The sequence below is a fragment of the Streptomyces sp. NPDC048504 genome, from assembly GCF_043200035.1.
GTDB lineage: Bacteria > Actinomycetota > Actinomycetes > Streptomycetales > Streptomycetaceae > Streptomyces.
In genome coordinates this window covers 1-23,437 of the sequence record NZ_JBICXA010000013.1, presented here as the reverse complement: position 1 = coordinate 23,437, position 23,437 = coordinate 1, and the positions used below count along the sequence as shown (strand labels likewise).

Below are 23,437 nucleotides of genomic sequence, written 5' to 3'. Positions count from 1 at the left end.
CGTGACGTCAACTCTGGAGGCCGCAAAGGCCGTTGGTGCTGCGACGGCCCCCGCCCCGGCCGCTCGCACCGGGCACCGGCACGCCTCCCTCACCGTCCGGGGCAAGGACCGGCCCGGCATCGTCGCGGCGGTCGGCGCGGTGCTCGGTGAGCACGGCGCGAACATCGTCTCCCTCGACCAGTACTCGGACAATCCGCAGGGCGGCGCGTTCTTCCAGCGGACGGTGTTCGGCCTGGACCACCTCGGGGCGGCGCTGCCCGCGATCGAGGACGGGCTGCGGCAACGGCTCGCCGGGGACTTCGAGTTGGAGTTCACCCTGCGGGACCTGTCGGTGCCGAAGCGGGTGGCGATCTTCGCCTCGAAGTCCGACCACTGTCTGCTGGACCTGCTCTGGCGGCACCGGCGCGGTCAACTCCCCGTCACCGTCGCGATGGTGATCTCCAACCACCCGGACACGGCGGAGGAGGTCCGGTCGTTCGGGATCCCGTTCTTCCACGTGCCGTCGGCAGGCGCTGACAAGTCGGCTGCGGAGGCCGAGCAGTTGAGGCTGCTGCGGGGCAACGTCGACTTCGTCGTGCTGGCCCGCTACATGCAGATCCTGTCGGCGGACTTCATCGAGCGACTGGACGTGCCGATCATCAACATCCACCACTCCTTCCTGCCGGCGTTCATCGGCGCGGGCCCCTACGCCAAGGCCAAGGAACGCGGCGTGAAACTCGTCGGCGCCACGGCCCACTACGTCACCGAGAACCTCGACGAGGGCCCCATCATCGAGCAGGACGTGGTCCGGGTCAGCCACGCGGACACCGCCGCCGACCTGCAACGACGCGGCGCGGACGTCGAACGGGCGGTACTCACCCGGGCAGTGCAGTGGCACGGCGAGGACCGCGTGCTCCGGCACGGCAACCACACGATCGTCTTCGCATGAACCGACTCGGAGATGTGGACGTGCTCGTGACCGGCCTGGGTGCCATCACCCCGCTCGGCGCGACGGCACCCGAATCATGGCAGGGGCTCCTCGACGGACGCTCCGGCGTGCGCACCCTGCATGACGAACACGGCTCCTGGCCCGAGGAGTTACCGGTGCGGATCGCGGGCTCGGTGTCCGCGGACCCGGTCGAGATCCTCGGCCGGGTGCAGGCCCGGAAGCTGGACAGGGGTGAGCAACTGGCTGTAGCGGCGGCCCGGGAGGCCTTCGAGGACGCGGGCCGCCCACCGGTCGAACCCGAACGACTCGCCGTGGTCGTCGGCACCGGCATCGGCGGCGTCCTGAGCACGCTCGGCCAGAACGACGTCTACGAGCGGTCGGGCATGCGGAAGTTGTCCTCGTACGCCGTCCCGATGCTGATGCCGAACGGCCCGGCGGCCTGGGTCAGTATCGACCTCGGCGCCCGCGCGGGCGCCCGCTCCCCGGTCAGCGCGTGTGCCTCGGGTGCCGAATCCATCGCCCTGGCACTGGACTTGATCCGTCTCGGCCGGGCCGATGTCGTGGTGGCCGGGGGCACCGAGGCGAGTCTGCATCCGCTGATGGTCGCCGCGTTCGCGCAGATGAAGGCGCTCTCGCGGCAGGAGGGCGACCCGGCCGCCGTGTCCCGGCCGTTCGACGCCGGCCGCTCCGGGTTCGTGATCGCCGAGGGCGCGGCCGTACTGGTCCTGGAACGCGCCGAGTTCGCTCGGGCCCGGGGTGCCCGCGTCTACGGCGCGGTGGCCGGCGCGGCCGTCACCTCCAGTGCCCGGCACATCTCGGCGTCCGACACCGAGGGGCAGGTCCGCGCGATCCGAACCGCCCTGCGGGACGCGGAGTTGGGACCGTCCGACATCGGCCATGTGCACGCCCACGCCACCTCCACTTCCGGCGGCGACCTCGCGGAGGCCGACGCGGTGGCGAAGGCGCTGGGTACGCACCCGGTGGTGACCGCGACCAAGTCGATGACGGGCCACATGCTGGGCGCGTCGGGGGCGTTCGGCGCGATGTCCGCCCTCCTCTCCCTCCAGCACGGTGTCGTCCCGGCCACCCGCAACCTCGACACACTCGACCCGCAGATCCACCTGGACGTGGTCAACGGCGAGAACCGCAAGGGCAGTTGGGACGCGGCCCTCGCCAACTCCTTCGGCTTCGGCGGCCACAACGTCAGCCTGGTCCTGAAACGGACACCATGAGCGAGCAGCAGGAGCAGGAGCAGAGGAACGTGACGCCGACGATCGGCGTACTGGGCACGGGCGGCATCGCCGTCGCACTCGCGACGATGTTCGCCCGTGCCGGGCACGAGGTACGGCTCGACGGGCGCCACGAAGACGTCGTGGCGGAGTCCTCGATCGTGATCCCCGCCGCCCTCGGCGTGCCAGGAGCGGTGCAGCAGCTCCGCCCCTGGCGCGCCGGGCTGCGCGGAAAGATCCTGGTGGACATCACCAACCCGTTCACCGGCGGCCACGTCGACTTCGTGGGCCCCTGGGCGACCGGCGGCACCACGGACCTGGCCGCCGCGTTCCCGGAGGCCCGGCTGGTCGGCGCTTTCAAGAGCGTCTGGTGGGAGACGTTCACCGGCACCGCCGACCCGTCCGTCCCCGACATCCACGTGATCTCCGACGACCTGGAGGCGAAACGGACCTTCCTGGACCTGTGCACACCGACCCCCTTCACCTACACCGACGGCGGCGGCCTGGACCAGGCCCGCCGGGTGGAGCGGATGGCGTTGCGCGGGGTGGGGTCGGCGGGGGTGCTCGCGGCCTGAACCGGTGGAATCCAGCCCTTCGAGGACTGGAGTACCGTGGCATTACCGAGCGCACCTCGCACGCCGTCAGCCGTTTCGGCGTCGCCCTCGGGGAACGGCAACGCCGGAGCGCTTCGTGCCCGGCCGGAAATGAGCCGCCCCACATGAGTCTCATGAGTCTCGGAGTACCGCACTCCTCCCGCAAGGAGAACGAGTTCCGTCTGCCGCTGCACCCCCGCCACCTCGACCGGATCGATCCGGACCTACGAGCGCGGATCTTCCTCGAAGAGGGCTACGGCGAACGGTTCGGCATCGCCGACCACGCGCTGCGCCCCCTCGTCGCCGGCCTCCGTTCGCGTGAGCGACTGGTCGCCGAGTGCGACATCATGCTGCTGCCCAAGCCCATGCACGAGGACCTCGCCGAGCTGCGCGAGGGTCAGGTGCTGTGGGGCTGGCCGCACTGTGTGCAGGACGAGAAGACGACGCAGATCGGTATCGACCGCCGGCTGACCCTGATCGCCTGGGAGGCCATGAACCACTGGACCTCCACGGGCGCCTTCAGCGTCCATGTGTTCCACAAGAACAACGAGCTGGCCGGTTACTGCTCGGTGCTGCACGCCCTCCAGCTCGGCGGGCTGACCGGGAGCTACGGCCGCCGGCTGCGTGCCGTGGTCATAAGCTTCGGCGCCACGGCGCGCGGCGCGGTCACGGGCCTGGGTGCCATGGGTGTCTCCGACGTCACGGTGCTCACGCAGCGCGCGGCGGCGGCCGTGGCGTCGCCGATGCCGTCGGTCGTGATGGGGCACTTCGAGGAGCAGGAGGACGACCCGACGCGCCTCCAGGCGGTCACCGGGCTCGGGCCCGTGCCGCTCGCGCAGTATCTGGCCGGGTTCGACATCGTCGTCAACTGCGTTCTGCAGGACACTGACGCGCCGCTGATGTTCGTCAACAACGAGGAACTCGCGCTGTTCCAGCCGGGGACCTTCTTCATCGACGTGGCCTGCGACGAGGGCATGGGCTTCGCCTGGGCCCGGCCGAGCGGCTTCGGCGACCCGATGTCCACGGTCGGACCGGGCTGCCACTACTACGCCGTGGACCACAGCCCGTCCCACCTGTGGAACTCCGCGACGTGGGAGATCAGCGAGGCGCTCCTGCCGTATCTGCGTACGGTCATGAGCGGACCGGCCACCTGGGACGACGACGTCACCGTCCGGAAGGCCATCGAGATCCGGGACGGTGTCGTCCAGAACCCGAAGATCCTCTCCTTCCAGCACCGGTCGGCCGCCTACCCGCACCGCCCCGAGGCGCAACGGCCTGAAGGCCATGAGGCAAGGCAGCCTGACGGCAAGGCGGTTGGTGGTCCGGTGGCGGTCTAGCGGAGGTCCCGCCCCGGGGTCTAGCTCCGGTTGACCCCGGTGGCCACCGCGTGGCCGATGAAGAGATAGACGAGGGCGGGCAGGCCGTAGTTGACCACGGTGCGCCAGTCCGCCGAGTGGATGGTGAACAGGTTGTGCGACCAGCCCGAGAGCCAGTTGGCCGCGTCGTGGACCCAGTCGACCGAGCTGTTCGCGCTGTTGGCGTTGAACAGATAGAGGGCGATCCACAGGATCAGGATCAGTGCCGCGATGTCCGCGATGACGGAGATGACCGTCCCCGCGGGGCTTCCGCCGTAGCGTGTGGACATGTTCAACGGGTGGCCCGGAACGCCGGGTTGAAACCTCTCGGCGTCCGGTGCCGTCAACGGCGGGCCAGTTGGCGCTCGCCGCCGGCACCCGGCTGGTACGGCAGGCCGTAGTGCTTGAAGATCCCTTCCTCGTGCTCGGCGGGCAGCACGTCGTCCGTACCGATCGAAGGAGCCTGCTTCACCAGGGCCTTGGGATACCCGACTTTCACATAGTCCGGCCCCACGATCGCGTCGTCCAACGGCACAAAGATCAGCCGATGCCGCGTGGGCAACCCGACCCGAACCGTCGCCATGGCCGGCTCATCGCTCGCGGTATCCACATACACGGCCTCCAACACCCCGATCTTGTGCGCCTCCACATCCACGACGTCACGCTCCCGCCACTCCCGAACATCGGCTGCGTGAATCATGACCTTCTCCTTCGGACAACTCGTCCAACAGCGGGGTCCAGAGCGTCATTGCGGGGCGGGGGCTCGTCATTGCAGGGGCGGGGGGCGCGTCATTGCGGGGCGAAGGCCAGGGCCAAGACCTGAGCCAAGACAGGGACCAGGGCCGGTTCAACCAGCGTAGTCCTCGGCACGGGACGCAGACAGTGATCGGGGGCGGCGGCTTGCGAGCGGGGCGGCCGGAACGGGATGGCCACCCGACGCAGCCACCCGGAAGCGGAAGGCCATACGACAGGGAGCCAGCCGGAGTGGACAGCCATACGACCGGGCGGCGCGGACGGCCACCCGATGCAGCCGCACAACGGGGTAGGCGGGCCGGAGCCGGCACGATCTCCCGGGGCGGGGACGGGCGACGGCAACCCGTCGGCCGGTGAGCCTTCGGCCGTGGGCGGGGCGAACGCGGTTTATTGCAGAGGTAGTTGATCGGTTGGCCCGGTAACGTGGTCGCATTACCCGCCCGGTGGGCCGGTCGGCGTCGTCCTCGCCCAGGAGGACACGAAAGGGAGAGATGACCATCGCCCCCGCCAGCGATCCCGCACTCGTCCGCGCACTGCTCGCCGCGCAGTTCCCCCAGTGGTCCCAACTGCCCCTGAAACACGTCGATCCCGCCGGTTCGGATCACGTCATCTACCGCCTCGGCGACACCATGTCCGTACGACTGCCCCGGAGCGACTGGGCGGACGGCGAGGCCGCCAAGGAACACACCTGGCTCCCCCTCCTGGCACCCCAACTGCCCCTGGCCGTACCGGAACCGCTCGCGCTCGGCGCGCCGGGCCGCGGTTACGCGTGGCACTGGTCCGTCACCCGCTGGCTCGACGGGACGACGGCGACCGTGGACGGCCTCGCCGATCCCGACCTGGCGGCCGCTCAACTAGCCGAGTTCCTACGGACGTTGCAGCGCATCCCCGCCGCCGACACCCTGCTCCCCGGCCCCCACCCCGAACTGACCCGCCCCTCGCTGGCCACCCGCGACCAGTCGACCCGGGCGGCGATCGAGGCCGTGGACGGAGTCTTCGACACGGCCGCCCTGACCGAGATCTGGGACAACGCGCTCGACGCCCCCGCCTGGAACCGCGAACCGGTCTGGTGTCACGGGGACTTCCACACGGGGAACCTGCTCACCGTCGACGGCCGTATCTCCGCCGTCATCGACTTCGGCGGCCTGGGCATGGGCGACCCCGCCTGCGATCTGGTCGTCGCGTACACCTTGCTGTCGGCCACGACCCGCCCGCTCTTCCGCGCCGCGCTCGGCGTGGACGACGCCACCTGGACGCGCGGCATGGGCTGGGCCCTGACCACCGCGCTGAACGCGTACACGAGTTACGCGGCCACCGAACCCCGCATCGCCCGACAGACCACCCGCCAGCTCACCGAGGTCCTCACCGAGCACGCAGCACTCAGCACGCAGCACCCGCGAGTCACCCCAACAGACCGGCCGGCGCCCGTAGTTCGGAATGAAGCGGGAGCCGGACCCTGAAGGTCGCCCCCCGCCCGGGCGCCGAGTCGACCTCCACCCGCCCCGCGTGCGCACCGACCAGGGAGTCGACGACGGCCAGCCCCAGCCCGGCGCCACCGGTGGCGCGCGTACGGGACGTGTCGGCGCGGTAGAAGCGGTCGAAGATGTGCGCGGTCTGGGCCGGGGTGAGCCCAGGCCCCTCGTCCGCCACCTCCAGGACCGCGTCCTCGCCGACCGTGCCCACCCCGATGCGGATCGCGGTGCCGGGCGGGGTGTGGGCGACCGCGTTGCCGACGAGGTTGGTCACGACCTGGCGCAGGCGGGCCTCGTCGGCCAGGGCGGGAGCCGAGGCGGGGGCGCCGACGCCTTCCGGGCCGGTGAGGGCGACCGGGCGGGTCGCGTCCAGGGCCCGTATGTCGTGCAGGGCGTCGGCGGCGAGGGTGCGCAGGTCCGTGGGGGCCAGTTCGAGGGCCGGACCGGAGTCGCCGGTGGCGCCCAGGCTGTGCTCGTCGAAGCGCGCCAGCAGCAGCATGTCCTCCACCAGCCGGGCGAGACGGTCCGACTCCCGGGCGATACGGGCCATCGTCGCGTCGATGTCCTCCCGGTCGGAGACCGCGCCCATGCGGTGCAGATCCGTGAGGCCCTTGATACCGGCCAGCGGGGTACGCAGCTCATGACTGGCGTCGGCGACGAAACGGGTCATCCGCGCCTCGGACTCCGCGCGCGCGGCGAACGCGGTCTCCACCTGGGCGAGCATCCCGTTCAGCGCGATCCCACCGAACCCGCCCCCAGCAACCACAGCGCGAGCCACGCGACACCGGCCATCGCGACGAGCCCGCACAGCGCGGCCGCCGCTCCTTCGACGGCGCTGGCTCCCGGACCGTCCGGACTGGGGAAGGAGGCAACGGGACGGGACCTTGTACTGGTCGTGGCCGTCGTCGTCGAAGCAGGCATCGCGGGAACCCTCCGGGGCTTTCGGGGACGTCGTCCCGCACAAGGTGGCGTACGCGATTGCCGGGTTCCGGAGAGGTTCTGGGAGGTTTCTGAGAGTCGGTCGAGCGGGACGCAGGTCACGGGGGCGGTACGGCCGATGTGTCCGGTCCCGTTCCCAGGAAGTTCCCAGAACCGCCCTGCCGCGCGACCCACTGGCGGCTCTCCGCTATCCGCTATCCGAAGGCGGGCAGCACCTCCCGCTCGAACAGCCGCAGGCTCGACCACGCCAGATCCATCGGCATGCCCCCGCACAGCGGATGGAACTGGGTGAACGGCGTTGGCGCGGCCTTGAGTTCGGTCACGAACCGCTCGGGCGTGAGGACCCGGTACTGGTCGCCGCGCCGCAGTTCCGCCAGGCCGTCGGCCGTGCGGAAGGGCGCGGCCACGTCGTCCTGGGCCTGCCACTCGCCTTAGGCGTTGGTCTCGTGCAGGAAGAACGGCGCCATCCGCTCCCACCCGTCGTCGGGATCCTCGGCGAGGGCCACCACCTGGTTGGGCCCGATCGGACTGGGCCCGGGGTCGGGGCGCCCCAACTTCCCCACCTCGTCGCGGTAGTACTCCCACACCCCGGGCACGGAGGGGACGAACCCGTCGGCGATCCGGGCGGCCCGGCGCGCCGCAGGTTCACTGCTGCCGCCGAGCAGAACGGCGGGGCCGCCCGGCCGGTACGGCGCCGGCGTGACACGCACCGTACGGCCCCGATAGCCGAACCGCTCCCCCGCAAAAGCCGACTTGAGGGTGGTGACCACCTCGGTCACCCGCTTCGCCCGCTCCTTCATCGGCACGTCGAACATGGCGAACTCCTCGCGCACATACCCGCCCGCGACGATCACATCGACACGCCCCCGGCTGATGTTGTCGAGGACCGCCAACTCCTCGCGAGGCGCAGCGGATCGTGGAAGGGCGCGATCAACGCGGCGACGAGGAACCGGACTTGCTTCGTACAGGCGGCCATCGCCGCGAGCATCTGGACCGGGCTTGGCAGATAGCCGTCCGGCGAACTGTGCCGACTCCGGGTTGCGGAAGTCGAATCGAAGAGCGAACGCCACGCCAGAACCAGTCATCGTTCGAGAATATGATTCCTCGGTATGGAGAACGCAATATCCACGAGCAGGAACAACCTTTACCAACCCAGCGGAAGGTGATGTTCCCCCAGCCTCTACCGAGCAGTAACCCCTTCGCCCTACGCTGCTGCCGCCAACAACGCGCCAACTAGGCCACGGTGAAGGGGACTTGACACCCATGAAGGCGATAAGACGGCTGGCGGCGCTGCTCGGCGCCACGGCGCTGCTGCTGACGGGGGCCGCGGGCAACGCCCACGCGGCGGCGGCGAAGTTCTCCGATACGACGACGATCGGGACGCACAACGCGTACGAGAAGGACAAGTACACGTACTGGGCGCAGGCGTTGGACTCCGGGGCCTCGCTGCTCGAACTCGACGTCTACGTCGACAGCTTGAGCAAGCGGTGGCGGGTCAGCCACAGCGACCTGTTCTCCAACGACAACAACTGCGAGTACGCGAGCACCCCCGCCGACCTGTACAGCAAGGACCGCAACCAGGACCTCGGCAGCTGCCTGGACAACATGGCCGCCTGGAACACCCTGCACCCGGACCACGCGCCCATCATCATCAAGGTGGAGATGAAGGTGGGCTTCAACCAGACCATCGGTCTCGGCCCGACCGCGTTCGACACCCTGGTCTCGCAGAAGCTCGGCAGCAGCGTCTACAAGCCGTCCGACCTGCTCGGCTCCTCCTACTCCACGCTCGACGCGGCGGCCCAGGCGAACGCGTGGCCCTCACGCGACGACCTCAAGGGCAAGTTCATCTTCGAACTGATCCCCGGCACGGTCGAGCAGGCCAACCCCTTCGACCACTACTGGACCGACCAGGAGTACGGCGACCATCTCCGCGACCTGTACGCGGCCGGCACGATCGCGCAGGCGCAGGCCTTCCCGGCGGTGCTGGGCGCGGCCAACGGCGATCCCCGGGCGAGCCGTTGGACCTCCGACACCTCGATCCGCCCGTGGTTCATCTTCTTCGACGGTGACGCGGCGACATACGTCAACAACGGCTACGACACGTCGTTCTACTCCACGAACCACTACATCCTGATCATGACGGACGCGTACGCGGTGGCCCCGGCGATCTCCTCAACTGCCCCCACGGACGCGGAAGTCGCCGCCAAACTGGCACTACTGGCAGCGGACCACGCAAGCGTGATCACTTCTGACTGGTCGTCGAAGTCGGCGTCGGTCCTGTCGTCGGTGGCCACCAGAACCTGAGGTTCCGGATAGCGGGGACGGGGCACAAGTCCCCCATGTTGCATGGCATCGACGTAAGCGCGTTCCAGTCCACCGCGTACGACACGGACGGCTCCTCCTTCGTCTTCATCAAGGCGACGGAGGGCCATTCGTACGTCAACCCCAGACTCACCGCCCAGACGAAGACGGGCCGTGACGCGGGACTGGTCGTCGGCTTCTACCACTTCCTCTGGCCGGGCAACATCACAGCCCAGGCGGAGTACTTCGTGAGCAAGGCCCCCGAAAAGGCAGGCGACTTGCTGGCCGTCGACTGGGAAACCACGGGCGACGGCACCCACGCCACGAACGCGGAGAAGGACAGCTTCATCCGCAAGGTGAAGTCCCTCCGCCCGAACAACCGGGTCGTCCTCTACTGCAACCGCACCTTCTGGCTGACCATCGACAAGACCTCCTACGCGGGCGACGGCCTGTGGATCGCCGACTACACCACAGCCGGCAAGCCGCGCATCAAGGCGGACTGGAAGTTCCACCAGTACACCTCGGACCCCCACGACAAGGACGTCGCCGACTTCACGTCCAAGGCGGCGTTGCAGACGTGGGCGAAGGACGCCTGACGGTCACGTGAGCGGGCCGTTCAGCCCTTGAAGTCCCCCTTCCGCTCCCGCGAAGCCCCCGCCAGCCCCTTCACGATCCCGTCGACGCCCTCCCGCAGCCCGTACACCGGCGTCCCCGGCTGCTGCCGCCAGGACTCGTCGAGGGTGCCGGCGTCGACCGTGTCGAAGCCGAGGTCGTCGATCAGGGCCCGGACCACGCGCTTCGCCGCCTCGTCGTCGCCGGACACTGGGAGGGCGAGGCGGTCGGGGGCGCCGGACGGGCGGGGGCGGTCCAGGATGTCCTGGGCGTAGGTGCCGTTGAAGGCCTTGATCACGGTGTGGCCGATCTGCTGCGCGACCCAGCGGCTCTCCGTGACGCCGTCGTCGAGGATCGCGGCGATCCGGCCGTCGCGCCCGGGGTAGTAGTTGTTGGTGTCGATGACCGCGACGTTCTCGGCCGCGCCGTCCAGGAAGCCCTTGGGCAGGTCCGGGACCGCCTTCAACGGGACGGTGACCACGACGACTTCGGCCCCGTTCGCCGCCTCCGCGGCCGGTACGGGGGTCGCGCCCGTCTCCTCGGCCAGTGCGGTGAGCGTCTGCGGGCCGCGCGAGTTGGCGACGGAGACGTCGTGACCGAGGGCCGTGAGCCGCCGGGTGAGGTTGCCGCCGATGTTGCCCGCGCCGATGATGCCGATCTTCATGACAGACCCTTCGCCGATCCGGAATCCATGCACGCGCATGCTTCTGGCGGCTGCAACCCCGGGTGTCCGCCGCCTATTCCGGCCCCTCCCCCGTACGAGTGACACCGCGCTCGCGGCACCTACTCCCCGAACGGATCCTCCAGCTCCGCCCGCAGCACCTCCGCCGCCGTCTCCGCGTCCCCCTCCGCGACCGCCCGCACCAGCGCCTCGTCCCCGGTGTTCGGATCACCGGCGTGAACTGGCCGAAGATATCGGCGAGTACGGGGGTGCGGGCCGCGGCGACCACGGCCGCGTGCAACGCTATGTCGGCGTCGACGAACGCGATGTCGTCCGCCCCGGAGGCGCCCCGGCGGGCCTCCAGCGCGCGCTCCATCACTGTCACGCCCTCGGGCGTACGACGGCTCGCCGCCAGCCGTGCCGCCCGGGCCTCGACGCCCATCCGCACCTCGTAGACGTCGGTCACCGCGGCCGGACCAGCCCCGCCCCGGCGAGCGCCCGCAACGCCTCGCGGACCGTCGAGCGGCCCACGCCCAGCTCTGCGGCCAGCGTGGTCTCACCGGGCAGCTTGCTGCCGACCGGCCACTCACCGGCGGTGATCTGCGCCCGCAGCCGCTCGGCGGCCTGTTCGACGAGGGGACGGGGACGGACGGGATCTAGCGGCACGGGCGGCTCCCGCGCGACGGCCGCCCCCTCGAGCAGGGCCCGGCGGCCGACGTCCTCACCAGTGACCAGGTCGGCAAATGCTTCCATCTGCCGCTGGTCCTGGAGCGGCGCGAGGACCGCTGGAGCGTACGGATCAGGAGCAGCCGGCCCTGACTCACCGCCGGACATGGCGGAAGGGGCGCCCGTCCACCGCAGGACGGGCGCCCCTTCCGACCGATCAGGTCACTTGTTCAGGTGGGCCCAGAACTCGTCGAACGACAGGACCTTGTCCCCGTTGAGGTCCCGGCTCTTGATGATGGCCTCGGCGACCGTCTCGGTGACGTTCCAGTCGCCTCCCTGGGCCAGGGCGGTCTTGAACTCGGCCGAGGTGATGAAGCCGTCACCGTCCGTGTCGATCCGCTGGAAATGCTTGCGTGCTTCCTCGATGTCCGCCACCGGATCCGCCCCTTCGTAACGCTTTACTGCCTGTTGACGGACGTCAGACTAACCGGCCGCACGCGCCCGCAGTGCGGCGACCACCCACGCGAACTCCGGCCGGTGCGCCGCCGCGGGGCCGCCGCCCTTCACCGTCGCCAGCAACTCCCGGTACCGGGCGAGCCGTTCGTTGGACGCCGACTCCATCCGTTCGAGTACGACGGCCGGGTCGCCGCCGTCGCCGAGCACCTCCCGCAGGATCGCCTCGGCCTCCGGCGACCCGGGGTCGATCCCCCGCTCCCTGGCCTCCGCGCCCAGCTGCACCAGCCGCATGGGAAACCAGGTGGACCGGCCGCGGACAGCGGCACGCTCCTGGTCCGAGGCGTTGAACTCGACGGCCTTGCGCATCTGCGCCCGGAACTCCGGGTCCTGCACCATCTCCGCCAACTCCACCCAGGCGTCGACCTGTTCGGGGGTCGGATCGTCCGGCAGGTCCACTGCGATGGAGCGCATCCGCTCCTTGATGCACGGATCGACAGCATCGAGGTCGTGGAACAGTTCCTCCACGAACTCCTCCATGATCCGCCTGCGTTCGGCCGCCGACAGCCGTGCCAGCTTGTTCATGAGCGTCATCTCCTCCGCGGTCGAACCGCGTCTCGCGACGGTCGACAGCACCGCCCGGGTCACCCGCAGCGAACGGATCTGCGCGTCCAGCGCCACCACATGCGCGGCGGCCACCTCCGCGACCGTCGTCTCACCGGCCAGCACCTTGCGCACGGCGTCCAGGCCGAGGCCCAACTCGCGCAGGGTACGGATCAGTTCGAGGCGGGCGACGCACTCGGCGTCGTAGAGCCGATAGCCGCCCGCGGAGCGGGTGACCGGGGTGAGGACGCCCTCGTCGGACCAGTAGCGGATGGTGCGCACGGTCAGTCCGGTGGACCTGGCCAGTTCCCCGATGGTGAGGAGTCCGGTGCCGTCGTCGATCATGTCTGTGAGTGTGGGCCTTCCAGTGGGTGGAGACTCAAGCGGCGCAAGGAGCTTGGTGATGGAGACTCTTCGGGACATTCTCGATGCGGTGGCCCGGGACGACCTCCCGCCGGCGGACGGTCGCGTCACCGTCGTACCGCAGATGTCCGAACGGGACGCGGGGATCCTCGCCTTCACCGCGCACGCCGTCGTCTTCATCGACGAGGATCCGCAGTGGGTCCACGAGACCCTTGCTGCCGTACCGTGCGACGCGCTCGCGGCGCCGATGAACCCGTATTTCCTGATGGCCCTGCTGGAGCGGACGGGCCGCAGGGCGGAGACGATCGACGCGATGCTCGTGGGGTCCCCGCTGGCGGGCGAACCGCCGCTCACCCTCACGGAGATCACGGACGGCGACCATCCGCGGATCGTGTACGCCCGCGGTCGGCGCGACGACGTGCGCGCATGGACGACGGAGGGCGGTGTGGCGGTGCTGGGCCGCGGGGTCGGGGGCCGCCTTGAGGTCTCCGTCGAGATCGACGAGGACGTACGGCACCGGGGGCTGGGGCGGGCCCTGGTGACCGCCGCCCGCCACCTCGCCGCAGAGCCGCTGTGGGCCCAGGTCGCGCCGGGGAACGCCCGCAGCCTGCGGGCGTTCCTGGCGGCGGGTTACCGTCCGGTGGGTTCGGAGGCGGTGCTGCTCAGCGCGCGGTAGACGTCAGTACGCGCTGAACGTCAGTGCCACGGGCGGTAGTTCGGGTTGCTCTCGCAGTCGCTCATGATCTCGACCTTGGTCTTCTTGTCGACCGGGCAGACGCCGATGACGTACTGCCGCGCGATCCCGCCGGGGAACGCGACCTCGACCTGGTCGGCCCACTTGTGGGTGTCGCCGATGGTCTTGTTGACGTCCACACCGCCCGGGGCGTCGATGTAGTAGTTGTAGCCCGACTTGTACCAGGTCTTGTACAGGTCGTGGTCGTACGTCGTCGACACGTACGGCGAGGGCTGGTTGACGAGGACGTACTTCTCGATGTCGTACTGGCCGTCGACGACGTCCTTGGGGGCGAAGCCCTGGTCGAAGACGATCGCGGGGCCGCGGCTGTCGCTGCGGTAGAGGGTGCCGCAGGTGGTGCGCCAGACCGGGTCGGGGGTGATGCGGCTGATGTCCACGCGCTGGTCGACGGCGGCCATCGCGGGGTCGGCGACGACGGGGCAGGCGGGCGCGGCGGCACGGGCCGGGGCGTGGGTCGTGTGGGTGGGAACGGTGGCGGCCGTGGTGGCGAAGACGGCCGCGAGCGACAGGGCGGCGGCAACGGCTCGTCGCCGCAGGTGAATCGTGATCATGCGGAGCACGATCCCGGTTCTGCGGCGACGAGTCGCGGATCTTCACCCGTACGGGGGCGTGTCCAACTGACCGGATTTCAGCCGGAATACAGCGGACTCCTGCATACAGGCCTCAGCGGAAGATGCCCGTGTGGCCCAGCGAGTAGCGGCCCGGCTGCGGGTACACCGCGAGGCCGTGCGGGCCGCCGCCGACCTTGATGCGGGCGAGCTGGGTGCCGGTGCGGGTGTCGATGGCGTAGACCTCGGAGTTGTAGCGGCCGGACAGCCACAGGACCTTGCCGTCGGCCGAGACGCCGCCCATGTCGGGGCTGCCGCCGCCCGGGAGGTGCCACTTCTTCGTCAGCTTGTTCTTGGTGAAGTCGAAGATGGAGATGGTGCCTTCGCCGCGGTTGGAGATGTACATCTCGCGCGAGTCCCGGCTGATGTACAGACCGTGGCAGCCCTTGCCGGTGGGCAGGAAGTCCGGCTTGGCGAAGGTGTCGCCGTTCAGGACCCACATGCCGTTGGCCATCATGTCGGCGATGTAGAACTTCTTGCCGTCCGGCGAGATCTTGACATCCTGCGGCATCGAACCGTGGAACGGCAGTTTCTGCTGCCCGATGACCTTCATCTTCTCGGTGTCGACCTTCAGCAGTTCGCCGCTGAACTCGCAGGAGACGATGAAGTACCGCCCGTCCGGGGAGAAGTCGGCGTGGTTGACGCCGTAGCAGCTGACCGGGACGGCCTTCACGGTCTTCATCGTGTGCGCGTCCCGGAACACCAGCTGCCGGTCCAGCGAGGCCATCACGATCGCGTACTTGCCGTTGGGCGTGAAGTACAGGTTGTACGGGTCGTGCACGTCAACGGGCTTGCCCGCCCTGCCCGTTCGCGGGTCGATCGGGGTGAGGGTGTTGCCCCGGTCGTTGTTGACCCACAGCGTCTTCAAGTCCCAGGAGGGGACGACGTGTTGGGGCTGGACACCGACCGGGATGGTCTCGACGACCTTGTACGTCTTCGGGTCGATCACCGAGACCGTGTTGGAGTTGGTGTTGGGGACGTAGACCCGCGACGGGAAGTCCCGTACGACCGGGGAGAGTTGATTGGGGCGGTCGGCCGCGTACACGTCTGCCGGGTCGAGCACCGGCGGCATACCGGGCAGCGCCCGCGCGACCTGCGGCTTCTTCTGCTGCTGCGGCTGGAGCGCGGCCTTGGTACCGAGGGCCTCGTCGGCGTGGTCCTGCGAGCCGCAGCCGGCGAGGGCGGCGAGGGCGATCCCGGCGACGAGGGCGCGGGTGAGGGGGATGTGTCGCATCAGCTCAGCAGCTCCGTGGTCGTCACCGCGCGCAGTCCGCGGCGGTGGAGTTCTTCCAGTACGGCGGGGAGCGCGGCGACCGTGTCGGCGTACCCGAAATGCATGCTGACGACCGAGCCGTTGCGGACCTCGGCGAGCACCTTGCGGGTGACGGCGGGGGCGCCGGGCGCGGTGAAGTCGAGGGAGTCGACGTCGTAGGACAGCACGTGCGGGTAGCCCACGCGGTGGGCCAGGCGCTGGACGAGCGGGGACGCGGCCGGGGCGCGCGAGGGCCGGAACCAGGTGCCGATCGAGCCGGTGAGCCGCTTGAGGCGGTCGGCGCAGCCGGTGATCTCGGCCAGCGCGTCGGCCTCGGACAGGGTGTTGACGGCGATGTGCCGCTGGGTGTGATTGCCCAGGTCGTGGCCGCCGTCGAGGATGCGGCGGGCCATCCCGGGGTGGGTGTCGAGCCAGGTCCCGACGGCGAGGACGGTGACGTGGGCGCCGTGTTTCTCCGCCTCGGTGAGCAGGGCGGTGGCGATCTTGGGGTCGCCCTGGCCGTGAAAGGTGAGCGCGATCCTGGGGTGGTCGCGGGGTCCGTGGGTGATCTGCGCGGGCTGCTGGGGGAAGGCGCGGGGGGCGGGAGCGGTGGGCGGCGTCGCCCTGGCGGCGGGCGCCGGTCCGCTGGCGGGGGCGGCGGGGGATGCGGTGGAGCCGGTCGTGGCACATCCGGCGGCGAGAGCGCCCCCGGCGACGAGCCCGGCACCCGCACGCAACGCCGTACGGCGGTCGGTCGTGGTCACCCGCCCCATTTAAGGGGCGCCAAGTAAGAAACCGGGGCATTAACCCGTTCGGGGGACCTGCACGGGTCGCGCCCCAAAGGGGCGCGGGGCTGTATCGATGTGCGGCTCCGCCGCGTGGGCGCGACCAGCCACAGCGGACCCGCAGAAAACAACGGTCTTTCGCGGGTTCAGCGATCAGAAACGCGCATCTCGAACCACGTCGTCTTCCCACGCGGCAACAGATCCACGCCCCACCGATCGGAAAGCTGGTCGACGAGGAACAACCCCCGCCCGCTCAGATCCATCTCCTGAACCGGCATCAGACAAGGCAACCCACGCGAGGGATCACGCACCTCGACCCGAATCCACCCCCGCCGCCGCTTCATCCGCAGCCCGAACACCCGCGCACCGGTGTGCCGTACGGCGTTGCCGACAAGCTCCGAGACAAGTAAGACCGCATCCTCGGTCAGCTTCGGGCTGAGCCCCCAGTGCCGCAGAACGACAATCTGGGTGAGCCGACGGGCCGCCGCCGCGGACTCCGGCCGGGACGGGAGCGGAACTTCCGCCTCCGTCGGATTGCCGAACAACTCGATCGCCTTCAGTGCCCGCTCGTCCTCGACCGCAGGCGACCAGCGCGCCGCGGTCGCACGGCCTTGTCCCCGCGGCTGTCCGATACCTTCCAGCCCCGCCATGCGTCCATCATGGCCGCCCCGAACGGGCTCCGGGGCTGTTCCGGAGGAATACGCCCCCCGGAAGCCCCCGTTCCGCGACATCTGATTGGCATGTGCCAGTGGCATTTCAGGGCTCGCGACAGCCCCTCCGACCTGCGGTGAAGGCTCTGTTGGAGGCAATCGACAGGCTCCCTCGACAAGGCAGGCTTAAGGTCACGTTAAGGTTCCCATAAACCGCCCCATCGAGGGACCTGTATGAGACATCACGTCAATTGCAAGTGGTTGAGCGGTATTTGACGGTCCGGTTCACTGGAACTTCGATGATCCGATTCACTGGAACTTCGCCTTGCCGGGCCCCTCTTCGACGAAGCTCCGCATCCCCCGCTCACGGTCCTCGGTCGCGAACAGCCCCGCGAACCAAGTGCGTTCGACCGCCAGCCCGGTCTCGATGTCCGTCTCCAACCCGGTGTCGATCGCTTCCTTCGCGGCACGCAACGCGATCGCCGGCCCCTGCGCCAACTTCGCCGCCCACGCATGCGCCTCGCTGAACACCTCGGCGGCGGGCGCCAGTCGATCGACGAGCCCCAGCGCGAGCGCCTCATCAGCCTTGACCATCCGACCCGTGAAGATCAGGTCCTTCGCCTTCGACGGGCCAATCAGCCGCGCCAGCCGCTGCGTACCACCCGCCCCCGGAATCAACCCGAGCAGGATCTCCGGCTGCCCCAACTTCGCGTCGTCCGCCGCGATCCGGAAGTCAGCGCACAACGCCAACTCACAACCCCCGCCCAACGCATAACCCGTAATGGCAGCGACCACCGGCTTCGGGATACGGGCCACCGCCGTGAACGACTCCTGCAACGCCCGCGACCGTACGACCATCCCCGCATGGTCCATCCGCTGCATCTCCTTGATGTCCGCACCCGCAGCGAACACCTTCTCCCCGCCATAGATCACCACGGCCCGCACGTCGTCGCGACGCGAGGCCTCCTCGGCGAGTTCCTTGAGCCGGTCCTGGGTGGCGACGTCCAGCGCGTTCATCGGCGGGCGGTCGAGGCGGATGGTGCCGACGCCCTCGGCGACTTCGAGATTCACGGTCATGCCGGAAGGTTAACGCGCGCTAACGACAACGGGCCCGGTGCTGTGTGTCACAGCACCGGACCCGCAGGTCAACTAGCGTCTTACGCCTTCCACTTCGCCCACGACATGTTCCAGCCGTTGAGCCCGTTGTCCGGCGCCACGGTCTCGTCGTTGGAGTGCTTGACGACCACGACGTCGCCGATCATCGAGTGGTTGTAGAACCAGGCGGCCGGAACGCTGCTGCTGTAGCCGCCCTTGACGTCCCTCAGGCCGACGCAGCCGTGGCTGGCGTTGTAGTTGCCGAAGGCGCCGCCGCCCCAGTAGTTGCCGTGGATGAAGGTGCCGGAGGTGGTGAGGCGGATGGCGTGCGGGACGTCCTTGATGTCGTACTCGCCGCCGTAGCCGACCGTTTCACCGTTCATCCGGGTCACTTCGAGCTTCTCGCTCATGACCATCTGGCCGTTCCAGGTGTCGTAGCCGGGCTTGCCGGTGGTGACCGGGATGGTCTTGATGGTCCTGCCGTCCTGGGTGACCTTCATGGTGTGCTTCTTGGCGTCGACCACGGAGACCTGGTTGCGGCCGATGGTGAAGGAGACCGTCTTGGACTGCTTGCCGTAGACACCGGGGCGGCCTTCGACGCCGTCGAGGTTGAGCTTGACGGTGACCTTGGTGCCGGACTTCCAGTAGTTCTCGGGGCGGAAGTCGAGGCGGTCGTTGCCGAACCAGTGGCCCTCGACGTCGACGGCCGGCACGGTCGTGATGGTGAAGGCCTTCTTCACGGCGTCGGGGTGTGTGATGCCCCGGGTGAAGTTGACCGAGAACGGCATTCCGACGCCGACCGTGGAGCCGTCCTCCGGGGTGAAGTCGCCGATGAACGTGTTCTTCGGGGTCAGCGTGGTGAAGCTGGAGTCCTCGGCGGCGACCCGGCCGTCGGAGTCCTTGGCGACCGCGTGCACGGTGTACTTGGTGGAGGCCGCGAGATGCGTGGCCGGCGTCCAGCTCGCGCCGCCGCCGGTGATCGTGCCGGAGACCTTGGCGCCGTCGGCGTCCTTGACCTCGACCTCGGTCAACTTGCCCTTCGCGGCGCTGATCTTGAGGGCGCCGCTGGTGTCCACGGACTTCGAGCCGTTCTTCGGGGCGATGGTGACGACGGCCTGCGACTGCTTGGTCTCGGCCGTGTCCGACCCCTTGGCCTTGCTGTCGCCCGAGCCGGACCCGGAGTTGGAGCCACCGCCGCCTCCGCACGCGGTCACGGCGAGCAGCAGCACGCCGAGGATCAGCGCCAGCAGCCCCTTGTTTCTCCGGCCGCGCGCGTCAACCGACGCCCCCGATATCGGTCGCACGTTCAAGACTTTCTCCCCTCGCCGGGCCCGGTCCGGCCCGCACCCCTTCGCGCATCTGACGTGCACGTCCGCGCATATTAACCGTCAGGATTTGAGCTTCATGTCAGGCGAATGTCACCGTTCGGTCGCAACTTCAACTGCCGCCTGACACAGGGACCCGGCCCCCTTCTCCGGTCACCTCAGGGCACTGCCCGCCGTCCACTCCTTCCAACCCATGTTCCAGCCGCCGAGGCCGTTGTCCGGAGCGACCTGTTTGTCGTCGCTGTGCACGACCTCGACGACGTCCCCGACGATGCTGCGGTCGAAGAACCACCCGGCCGGGGTGTCCGAGCCGCCGCCCTTGACGTCCCTCAACCCCACGCATCCGTGGCTGACGTTGACGTGTCCGGGGGCGGACGGCGCCCAGTAGTTGCCGTGCAGGAAGGTGCCGGAGTCGGTGAGCTTCATGGCGTGCGGGACGTCGGGGATGTCGTACTCGCCGCCGAAGCCGACCGTGCGGCTGTTCATCCGGGTCACCTCCAGCATCTCCATGACCACCATTTTCCCGTTGTACGTGGTCTTCCCGGGGGCGCCGGCGGTGATGGGCACGGTGGCCAGCAGGTCGCCGTCGCGCCGTACCTCCATGGTGTGTCTGGCGGCGTCGACGAGGGAGATCTGGCTGCGGCCGACGGTGAAGGAGAACGTCTTGTACTGGAGGCCGTAGACGCCCTTCGCGCCCTCCACGTCCCGCAGGCGGAGGGAGACGGTGACCTGGGCGCCGGGTTTCCAGTAGTTCTCGGGACGGAAGTCCAGGCGGGCCTTGCCGAACCAGTGCGGGCGGATCTCGACGGCCGGTTTCGCGGTGACGTGGACCGCGCGCTCGACGGCGGCCCGGTTCTCGATCTCCTGGTTGAAGCCGAGGGAGACGATCATCCCGGTGCCTACGGTGGCGCGGTTCTCCGGGGTGACGTAGGCGATGAACCGCTCGTCGGGGACGTAGGTCGTGAACGTGGTGTGCCGGGCCGAGCGGCGGCCGTGGCCGTCGAGGGCGACCGCGTCGACGGTGTACTCGGCGGCCAGCGCGAGCTTTCCGTCCTCGGGTTCCCAGCGCAGTCCGTCGTCGGAGATGTGGCCGGGGACCGGACTGTCCTGGGCGTCCTGCGACTTCACGACCTGCACGGACTCCAGGCGTCCGCTGGGCACCCGGACCACGAGCCGCTGGTCCGGTTTGACGCCCTTGCTGGCGTCCTCGGGCGAGATCCGGATCACATCCTCGGGCGACGGCGCCTTGCCGAAGATCTCGTCGATACCGCCCCCGCCCGAGCCGTCCGAAGTACAGCCGGCGGCTCCGGCCAGCAGTCCTGCCCATGTCAGTACGGCGGCCAGTGCGGCCCCCGCGCGTCGCGCGCGTCCTTGTGCATGCCTCACGGGGTGCCCAACGAGCGGGCCCGCCTCAGGGAAACGTGAGTGCGACGCAAGCTCTGGGCAGAACAGTGGGGAGGACGACATGACAGGCACACGCGACCGGGACGCCGCGCGCCCTTCACCTCGTCGTTCCATGAGCCGCAGGAGGCCGGACGGTGTCGAGCGCAGCCGAGCAGGAGGCCGTGCAGGAGGGGCACGTCGACGACGGCGTGCCGATGGAGCACGCGGTGGAGGCCGTGCCGTCGCCACGCGCCGCACCCGTGCTGAACGGCGCCCCGCACACCGGACCGCCGATGCCCGTGTGGCCGGGGGCACCGATGCCGTTGGGGGCCCGGTACCGGGTCGGCCCGGACGGGGTGGCGGGCACCAACTTCGCGCTGTGGGCGGGGGGTGCGGAGGCGGTCGAGCTGTGTCTCTTCGACGAGGACGGGGTGGAGACCCGGGCTCCGCTGACCGAGCTGACGCACGAGATCTGGCACGGCTTCCTGCCGGGTGTGCTGCCCGGGCAGCGCTACGGCTTCCGGGTGCACGGCCGCTGGGACCCGTGGACCGGCGCCCGCTGGAACCCGGCGAAGCTGCTCCTCGACCCCTACGCCCGCGCGGTGGACGGCGAGTTCGGGCTGCCGCCCGAGGTGTACGCGCATGTCCGTGACTGGCCGCAGCAGCAGGTCGCGGACACCGTGCGCGACGACCGGGACTCCGCGCCCCACGTCCCGAAGGGCGTCGTCGTCCACGACGACACCACCGACGACGAGTGGATGGACGACCGCCGCCCGAAGACACCGTGGGCGGACTCGGTCATCTACGAACTCCACGTCGGCGGCTTCACCAAACTGCACCCCGGGATACCCGAGGAACTCCGGGGCACCTACGCCGGGTTGGCGCACCCGGCGGCCATCGAGCACCTGGTGAAGCTGGGCGTGACGGCCGTGGAGCTGCTGCCCGTCCACCAGTTCGCTCACGAGGACCATCTGCTGCGCAAGGGGCTGAGGAACTACTGGGGCTACAACTCCATCGGCTACTTCGCCCCGCACGCGGCCTACGCGGCGACGGGCACCGCGGGTCAACAGGTCGGCGAGTTCAAGCGGATGGTGCGGGCGCTGCACGAGGCCGGTATCGAGGTCATCCTCGACGTGGTCTACAACCACACCGCCGAAGCGGGCGAGTTGGGCCCGATGCTGTCGTTGAAGGGCATCGACAACCGCGGCTACTACCGCCTCCAGAGCGACGCCCGCCGCTACACGGACTACACCGGCTGCGGCAACACCCTGCACGTCGTCCAGCCGCACGTGCTCCGGCTCATCACCGACTCCCTGCGCTACTGGGTCACCGAGATGGGCGTCGACGGCTTCCGCTTCGACCTCGCGGCGGCGCTGGCCCGCTCGATGCACGACGTCGACATGCTGTCCCCGTTCCTCGCGGTGATCGCCCAGGACCCGGTGCTACGACGGGTCAAGCTGATCGCCGAGCCCTGGGACGTGGGCTCGGGCGGCTACCAGGTGGGCGCCTTCCCGCCCCTGTGGACGGAGTGGAACGACCGCTATCGCAACGCCGTCCGGGACTTCTGGCGCGGCGCGCTGCCGGACGTACGGGACCTCGGGTACCGCTTGTCCGGCTCCAGCGACCTGTACGCGTGGGGAGGCCGCCGCCCCTACGCCTCGGTCAACTTCATTACAGCGCACGACGGTTACACCCTCCGCGACCTCGTGTCGTACGAGCGCAAGCACAACGAGGCCAACGGCGAGGGCAATCGGGACGGCACCGACGACAACCGGTCCTGGAACTGCGGGGTCGAGGGCGAGACGGACGACGAGCGCGTAAAAGCGCTGCGGCGACGGCAGTTGAGAAACCTCCTCACCACCCTCCTCCTCTCCACGGGCGTGCCGATGCTGGTCGCGGGTGACGAGCTGGGGCGGACGCAGCGGGGCAGCAACAACGCCTACTGCCAGGACAACGAGATCAGTTGGGTGGACTGGGGCCTGCGGGAGGACCCCGGCTGGGCGGCGCTGACCGACCTCACCGCCCGGCTGATCGACCTGCGCCACCGCCATCCGGTGCTGCGTCGCCGGGCGTTCTTCTCCGGGCGGGCCCATTCGGCCGACGGCATAAGGGACTTGGCCTGGTTCACGGCACACGGCACGGAGATGACGGAACGGGACTGGTACGCGCCCGCCGCCACCCTCGGCATGTACCTCTCCGGCCGGGACATCCCCGGCCGCGACGAACGCGGCGCCCCCATCGTCGACGACAGCTTCCTCGCCGTCCTGCACGCGGGCCACCGCCCGGTGAGCTTCGCGCTGCCGGGACCGCCGTGGGCGGAGCGGTACGAGGTGGTCGTCGACACGTCACGGGAGGAGCAGAGGGAGGCGCCGGGGGTGGTTCATCGGGCGGGGGCGGCTATTACGGTGCCGGCGCGGGCTGTGCTGTTGCTGAAAGTGGTGAGCTGAAGGGCCGCCGCGGTTCCGGCCGGGGCGACGTTTCAGGTCCGTGAACTCCGGGGCGGGTGGCTGGCCTGGGGCGGATCGGCTGATCACATGGGGGTGCCCATTACCTTCTTTGTAAAGCCCGGTTCGGGCTCGTGGCCTCCAGGTCCGGTAGGACTCTTTGCCCCTGTTGTTGATGATCCGGGGGGTGCTGTCGCCGGTCCTGGTGGCACC

22 protein-coding genes and 3 pseudogenes are annotated in these 23,437 nt (G+C 69.6%); 9 read left to right on the top strand and 16 right to left on the bottom strand.

Features of this window, described 5'->3' with window-relative positions; all coding sequences use genetic code 11:
- The first annotated feature begins 1 nt into the window (after position 1).
- The 4 genes from purU (at position 2) to ACGFY9_RS29410 (ending at position 4,087) form a co-directional block, all read left to right on the top strand.
- Positions 2-928, top strand: coding sequence for a formyltetrahydrofolate deformylase (purU, locus tag ACGFY9_RS29425; protein ID WP_393759116.1), 927 nt, complete (start codon positions 2-4; stop codon positions 926-928).
- Entirely contained in the window at positions 925-2,160 is a 1,236-nt protein-coding gene (locus ACGFY9_RS29420) for a beta-ketoacyl-[acyl-carrier-protein] synthase family protein (protein WP_393759114.1), read from the top strand. The genes purU and ACGFY9_RS29420 overlap by 4 nt, the downstream gene beginning before the upstream one ends.
- The gene (locus ACGFY9_RS29415; protein ID WP_393759112.1) at positions 2,157-2,732 is read left to right on the top strand and encodes an NADPH-dependent F420 reductase; all 576 of its coding nucleotides are present in this window, start codon (positions 2,157-2,159) and stop codon (positions 2,730-2,732) included. Before ACGFY9_RS29420 ends, ACGFY9_RS29415 begins: the two co-directional genes overlap by 4 nt.
- A 143-nt stretch (positions 2,733-2,875) precedes the next feature.
- Entirely contained in the window at positions 2,876-4,087 is a 1,212-nt protein-coding gene (locus ACGFY9_RS29410; protein WP_393759110.1) for a N(5)-(carboxyethyl)ornithine synthase, read from the top strand.
- Positions 4,088-4,107: 20 nt separating this feature from the next.
- Here ACGFY9_RS29410 and ACGFY9_RS29405 read toward each other — a convergent pair whose 3' ends face one another.
- Positions 4,108-4,395: a hypothetical protein gene (locus ACGFY9_RS29405; protein ID WP_393759108.1), complete on the bottom strand. Its 288-nt coding sequence runs from the start codon at positions 4,393-4,395 to the stop codon at positions 4,108-4,110.
- 53 nt (positions 4,396-4,448) lie between these two features.
- Positions 4,449-4,805 carry a PRC-barrel domain-containing protein gene (locus tag ACGFY9_RS29400; protein WP_393759106.1) on the bottom strand — a complete coding sequence of 119 codons (357 nt, stop codon included), beginning with the start codon at positions 4,803-4,805 and terminating at the stop codon, positions 4,449-4,451.
- 544 nt (positions 4,806-5,349) lie between these two features.
- Here ACGFY9_RS29400 and ACGFY9_RS29395 point away from each other — a divergent pair.
- Positions 5,350-6,318 carry an aminoglycoside phosphotransferase family protein gene (locus tag ACGFY9_RS29395; RefSeq protein WP_393759104.1) on the top strand — a complete coding sequence of 323 codons (969 nt, stop codon included), beginning with the start codon at positions 5,350-5,352 and terminating at the stop codon, positions 6,316-6,318.
- On the opposite strand, the pseudogene ACGFY9_RS29390 reads toward ACGFY9_RS29395, so the two are convergent.
- From ACGFY9_RS29390 to ACGFY9_RS29380, 3 genes and pseudogenes are all read right to left on the bottom strand, one after another.
- Positions 6,260-7,066, bottom strand: a pseudogene (locus ACGFY9_RS29390) (sensor histidine kinase); the annotation flags it as partial. The gene ACGFY9_RS29395 and the pseudogene ACGFY9_RS29390 overlap by 59 nt on opposite strands.
- 397 nt (positions 7,067-7,463) lie before the next feature.
- Positions 7,464-7,676: a hypothetical protein gene (locus ACGFY9_RS29385; RefSeq protein WP_393759102.1), complete on the bottom strand. Its 213-nt coding sequence runs from the start codon at positions 7,674-7,676 to the stop codon at positions 7,464-7,466.
- Between the two features lie 24 nt (positions 7,677-7,700).
- Positions 7,701-8,245: pseudogene (locus ACGFY9_RS29380) on the bottom strand (LLM class flavin-dependent oxidoreductase).
- Between the two features lie 287 nt (positions 8,246-8,532).
- On the opposite strand from ACGFY9_RS29380, the gene ACGFY9_RS29375 reads away from it, so the two are divergent.
- Together ACGFY9_RS29375 and ACGFY9_RS29370 are read left to right on the top strand one after the other, a co-directional pair.
- Entirely contained in the window at positions 8,533-9,573 is a 1,041-nt protein-coding gene (locus ACGFY9_RS29375) for a phosphatidylinositol-specific phospholipase C domain-containing protein (protein ID WP_393759100.1), read from the top strand.
- A gap of 35 nt (positions 9,574-9,608) precedes the next feature.
- A complete protein-coding gene (locus ACGFY9_RS29370) occupies positions 9,609-10,166 on the top strand; it encodes a GH25 family lysozyme (protein WP_393759098.1) in 558 nt (185 codons plus the stop codon).
- 20 nt (positions 10,167-10,186) lie between these two features.
- Here ACGFY9_RS29370 and ACGFY9_RS29365 read toward each other — a convergent pair whose 3' ends face one another.
- From ACGFY9_RS29365 to ACGFY9_RS29350, 4 genes and pseudogenes are all read right to left on the bottom strand, one after another.
- On the bottom strand, positions 10,187-10,885 hold the full coding sequence (locus tag ACGFY9_RS29365; protein WP_393759096.1) for an NADPH-dependent F420 reductase: 699 nt from the start codon (positions 10,883-10,885) through the stop codon (positions 10,187-10,189).
- Between the two features lie 80 nt (positions 10,886-10,965).
- Positions 10,966-11,509 (bottom strand): annotated as a pseudogene (locus tag ACGFY9_RS29360) (FadR/GntR family transcriptional regulator).
- Between the two features lie 222 nt (positions 11,510-11,731).
- Positions 11,732-11,944, bottom strand: coding sequence for an EF-hand domain-containing protein (locus ACGFY9_RS29355; RefSeq protein WP_393759094.1), 213 nt, complete (start codon positions 11,942-11,944; stop codon positions 11,732-11,734).
- Positions 11,945-11,992: 48 nt separating this feature from the next.
- Complete coding sequence (locus tag ACGFY9_RS29350) at positions 11,993-12,910, bottom strand: MerR family transcriptional regulator (protein ID WP_393759092.1); 918 nt, start codon at positions 12,908-12,910, stop codon at positions 11,993-11,995.
- A gap of 58 nt (positions 12,911-12,968) precedes the next feature.
- On the opposite strand from ACGFY9_RS29350, the gene ACGFY9_RS29345 reads away from it, so the two are divergent.
- Positions 12,969-13,604 carry a GNAT family N-acetyltransferase gene (locus tag ACGFY9_RS29345; RefSeq protein WP_393759090.1) on the top strand — a complete coding sequence of 212 codons (636 nt, stop codon included), beginning with the start codon at positions 12,969-12,971 and terminating at the stop codon, positions 13,602-13,604.
- 20 nt (positions 13,605-13,624) lie between these two features.
- Here the strand turns inward: ACGFY9_RS29345 and ACGFY9_RS29340 are convergent, their stop codons facing one another.
- The 7 genes from ACGFY9_RS29340 to ACGFY9_RS29310 form a co-directional block, all read right to left on the bottom strand.
- Positions 13,625-14,233 (bottom strand): ADP-ribosyltransferase, encoded by a 609-nt coding sequence (locus ACGFY9_RS29340; protein WP_393759088.1) that lies wholly within the window; start codon positions 14,231-14,233, stop codon positions 13,625-13,627.
- Positions 14,234-14,345: 112 nt separating this feature from the next.
- Entirely contained in the window at positions 14,346-15,524 is a 1,179-nt protein-coding gene (locus ACGFY9_RS29335) for a hypothetical protein (RefSeq protein WP_393759087.1), read from the bottom strand.
- Positions 15,524-16,315 (bottom strand): polysaccharide deacetylase family protein, encoded by a 792-nt coding sequence (locus ACGFY9_RS29330; RefSeq protein ID WP_393759085.1) that lies wholly within the window; start codon positions 16,313-16,315, stop codon positions 15,524-15,526. The genes ACGFY9_RS29335 and ACGFY9_RS29330 overlap by 1 nt, the downstream gene beginning before the upstream one ends.
- A gap of 158 nt (positions 16,316-16,473) precedes the next feature.
- Positions 16,474-16,977 carry an ATP-binding protein gene (locus tag ACGFY9_RS29325; RefSeq protein ID WP_393759083.1) on the bottom strand — a complete coding sequence of 168 codons (504 nt, stop codon included), beginning with the start codon at positions 16,975-16,977 and terminating at the stop codon, positions 16,474-16,476.
- A 309-nt stretch (positions 16,978-17,286) separates the two neighbouring features.
- A complete protein-coding gene (locus ACGFY9_RS29320; protein ID WP_393759081.1) occupies positions 17,287-18,054 on the bottom strand; it encodes an enoyl-CoA hydratase/isomerase family protein in 768 nt (255 codons plus the stop codon).
- 80 nt (positions 18,055-18,134) lie between these two features.
- A complete protein-coding gene (locus tag ACGFY9_RS29315; protein WP_393759080.1) occupies positions 18,135-19,382 on the bottom strand; it encodes an Ig-like domain-containing protein in 1,248 nt (415 codons plus the stop codon).
- Between the two features lie 168 nt (positions 19,383-19,550).
- On the bottom strand, positions 19,551-20,783 hold the full coding sequence (locus ACGFY9_RS29310; RefSeq protein WP_393759078.1) for an Ig-like domain-containing protein: 1,233 nt from the start codon (positions 20,781-20,783) through the stop codon (positions 19,551-19,553).
- A 152-nt stretch (positions 20,784-20,935) separates the two neighbouring features.
- Here ACGFY9_RS29310 and glgX point away from each other — a divergent pair, with 152 nt between their 5' ends.
- Positions 20,936-23,227: a glycogen debranching protein GlgX gene (gene glgX, locus ACGFY9_RS29305; RefSeq protein ID WP_393759076.1), complete on the top strand. Its 2,292-nt coding sequence runs from the start codon at positions 20,936-20,938 to the stop codon at positions 23,225-23,227.
- Positions 23,228-23,437 lie beyond the last annotated feature (210 nt).

What these genes read in the sequence shown, in the direction of transcription:
- ACGFY9_RS29420 (WP_393759114.1), top strand. Translation starts at nt 925, where the DNA reads ATGAACCGACTCGGAGATGTGGACGTGCTCGTGACCGGCCTGGGTGCC.
- ACGFY9_RS29415 (WP_393759112.1), top strand. Translation starts at nt 2,157, where the DNA reads ATGAGCGAGCAGCAGGAGCAGGAGCAGAGGAACGTGACGCCGACGATC.
- ACGFY9_RS29410 (WP_393759110.1), top strand. Translation starts at nt 2,876, where the DNA reads ATGAGTCTCATGAGTCTCGGAGTACCGCACTCCTCCCGCAAGGAGAAC.
- ACGFY9_RS29405 (WP_393759108.1), bottom strand. Translation starts at nt 4,395, where the DNA reads ATGTCCACACGCTACGGCGGAAGCCCCGCGGGGACGGTCATCTCCGTC.
- ACGFY9_RS29400 (WP_393759106.1), bottom strand. Translation starts at nt 4,805, where the DNA reads ATGATTCACGCAGCCGATGTTCGGGAGTGGCGGGAGCGTGACGTCGTG.
- ACGFY9_RS29395 (WP_393759104.1), top strand. Translation starts at nt 5,350, where the DNA reads ATGACCATCGCCCCCGCCAGCGATCCCGCACTCGTCCGCGCACTGCTC.
- ACGFY9_RS29375 (WP_393759100.1), top strand. Translation starts at nt 8,533, where the DNA reads ATGAAGGCGATAAGACGGCTGGCGGCGCTGCTCGGCGCCACGGCGCTG.
- ACGFY9_RS29370 (WP_393759098.1), top strand. Translation starts at nt 9,609, where the DNA reads ATGTTGCATGGCATCGACGTAAGCGCGTTCCAGTCCACCGCGTACGAC.
- ACGFY9_RS29365 (WP_393759096.1), bottom strand. Translation starts at nt 10,885, where the DNA reads ATGCGCGTGCATGGATTCCGGATCGGCGAAGGGTCTGTCATGAAGATC.
- ACGFY9_RS29350 (WP_393759092.1), bottom strand. Translation starts at nt 12,910, where the DNA reads ATGATCGACGACGGCACCGGACTCCTCACCATCGGGGAACTGGCCAGG.
- ACGFY9_RS29345 (WP_393759090.1), top strand. Translation starts at nt 12,969, where the DNA reads ATGGAGACTCTTCGGGACATTCTCGATGCGGTGGCCCGGGACGACCTC.
- ACGFY9_RS29340 (WP_393759088.1), bottom strand. Translation starts at nt 14,233, where the DNA reads ATGATCACGATTCACCTGCGGCGACGAGCCGTTGCCGCCGCCCTGTCG.
- ACGFY9_RS29335 (WP_393759087.1), bottom strand. Translation starts at nt 15,524, where the DNA reads ATGCGACACATCCCCCTCACCCGCGCCCTCGTCGCCGGGATCGCCCTC.
- ACGFY9_RS29330 (WP_393759085.1), bottom strand. Translation starts at nt 16,315, where the DNA reads ATGGGGCGGGTGACCACGACCGACCGCCGTACGGCGTTGCGTGCGGGT.
- ACGFY9_RS29325 (WP_393759083.1), bottom strand. Translation starts at nt 16,977, where the DNA reads ATGGCGGGGCTGGAAGGTATCGGACAGCCGCGGGGACAAGGCCGTGCG.
- ACGFY9_RS29320 (WP_393759081.1), bottom strand. Translation starts at nt 18,054, where the DNA reads ATGACCGTGAATCTCGAAGTCGCCGAGGGCGTCGGCACCATCCGCCTC.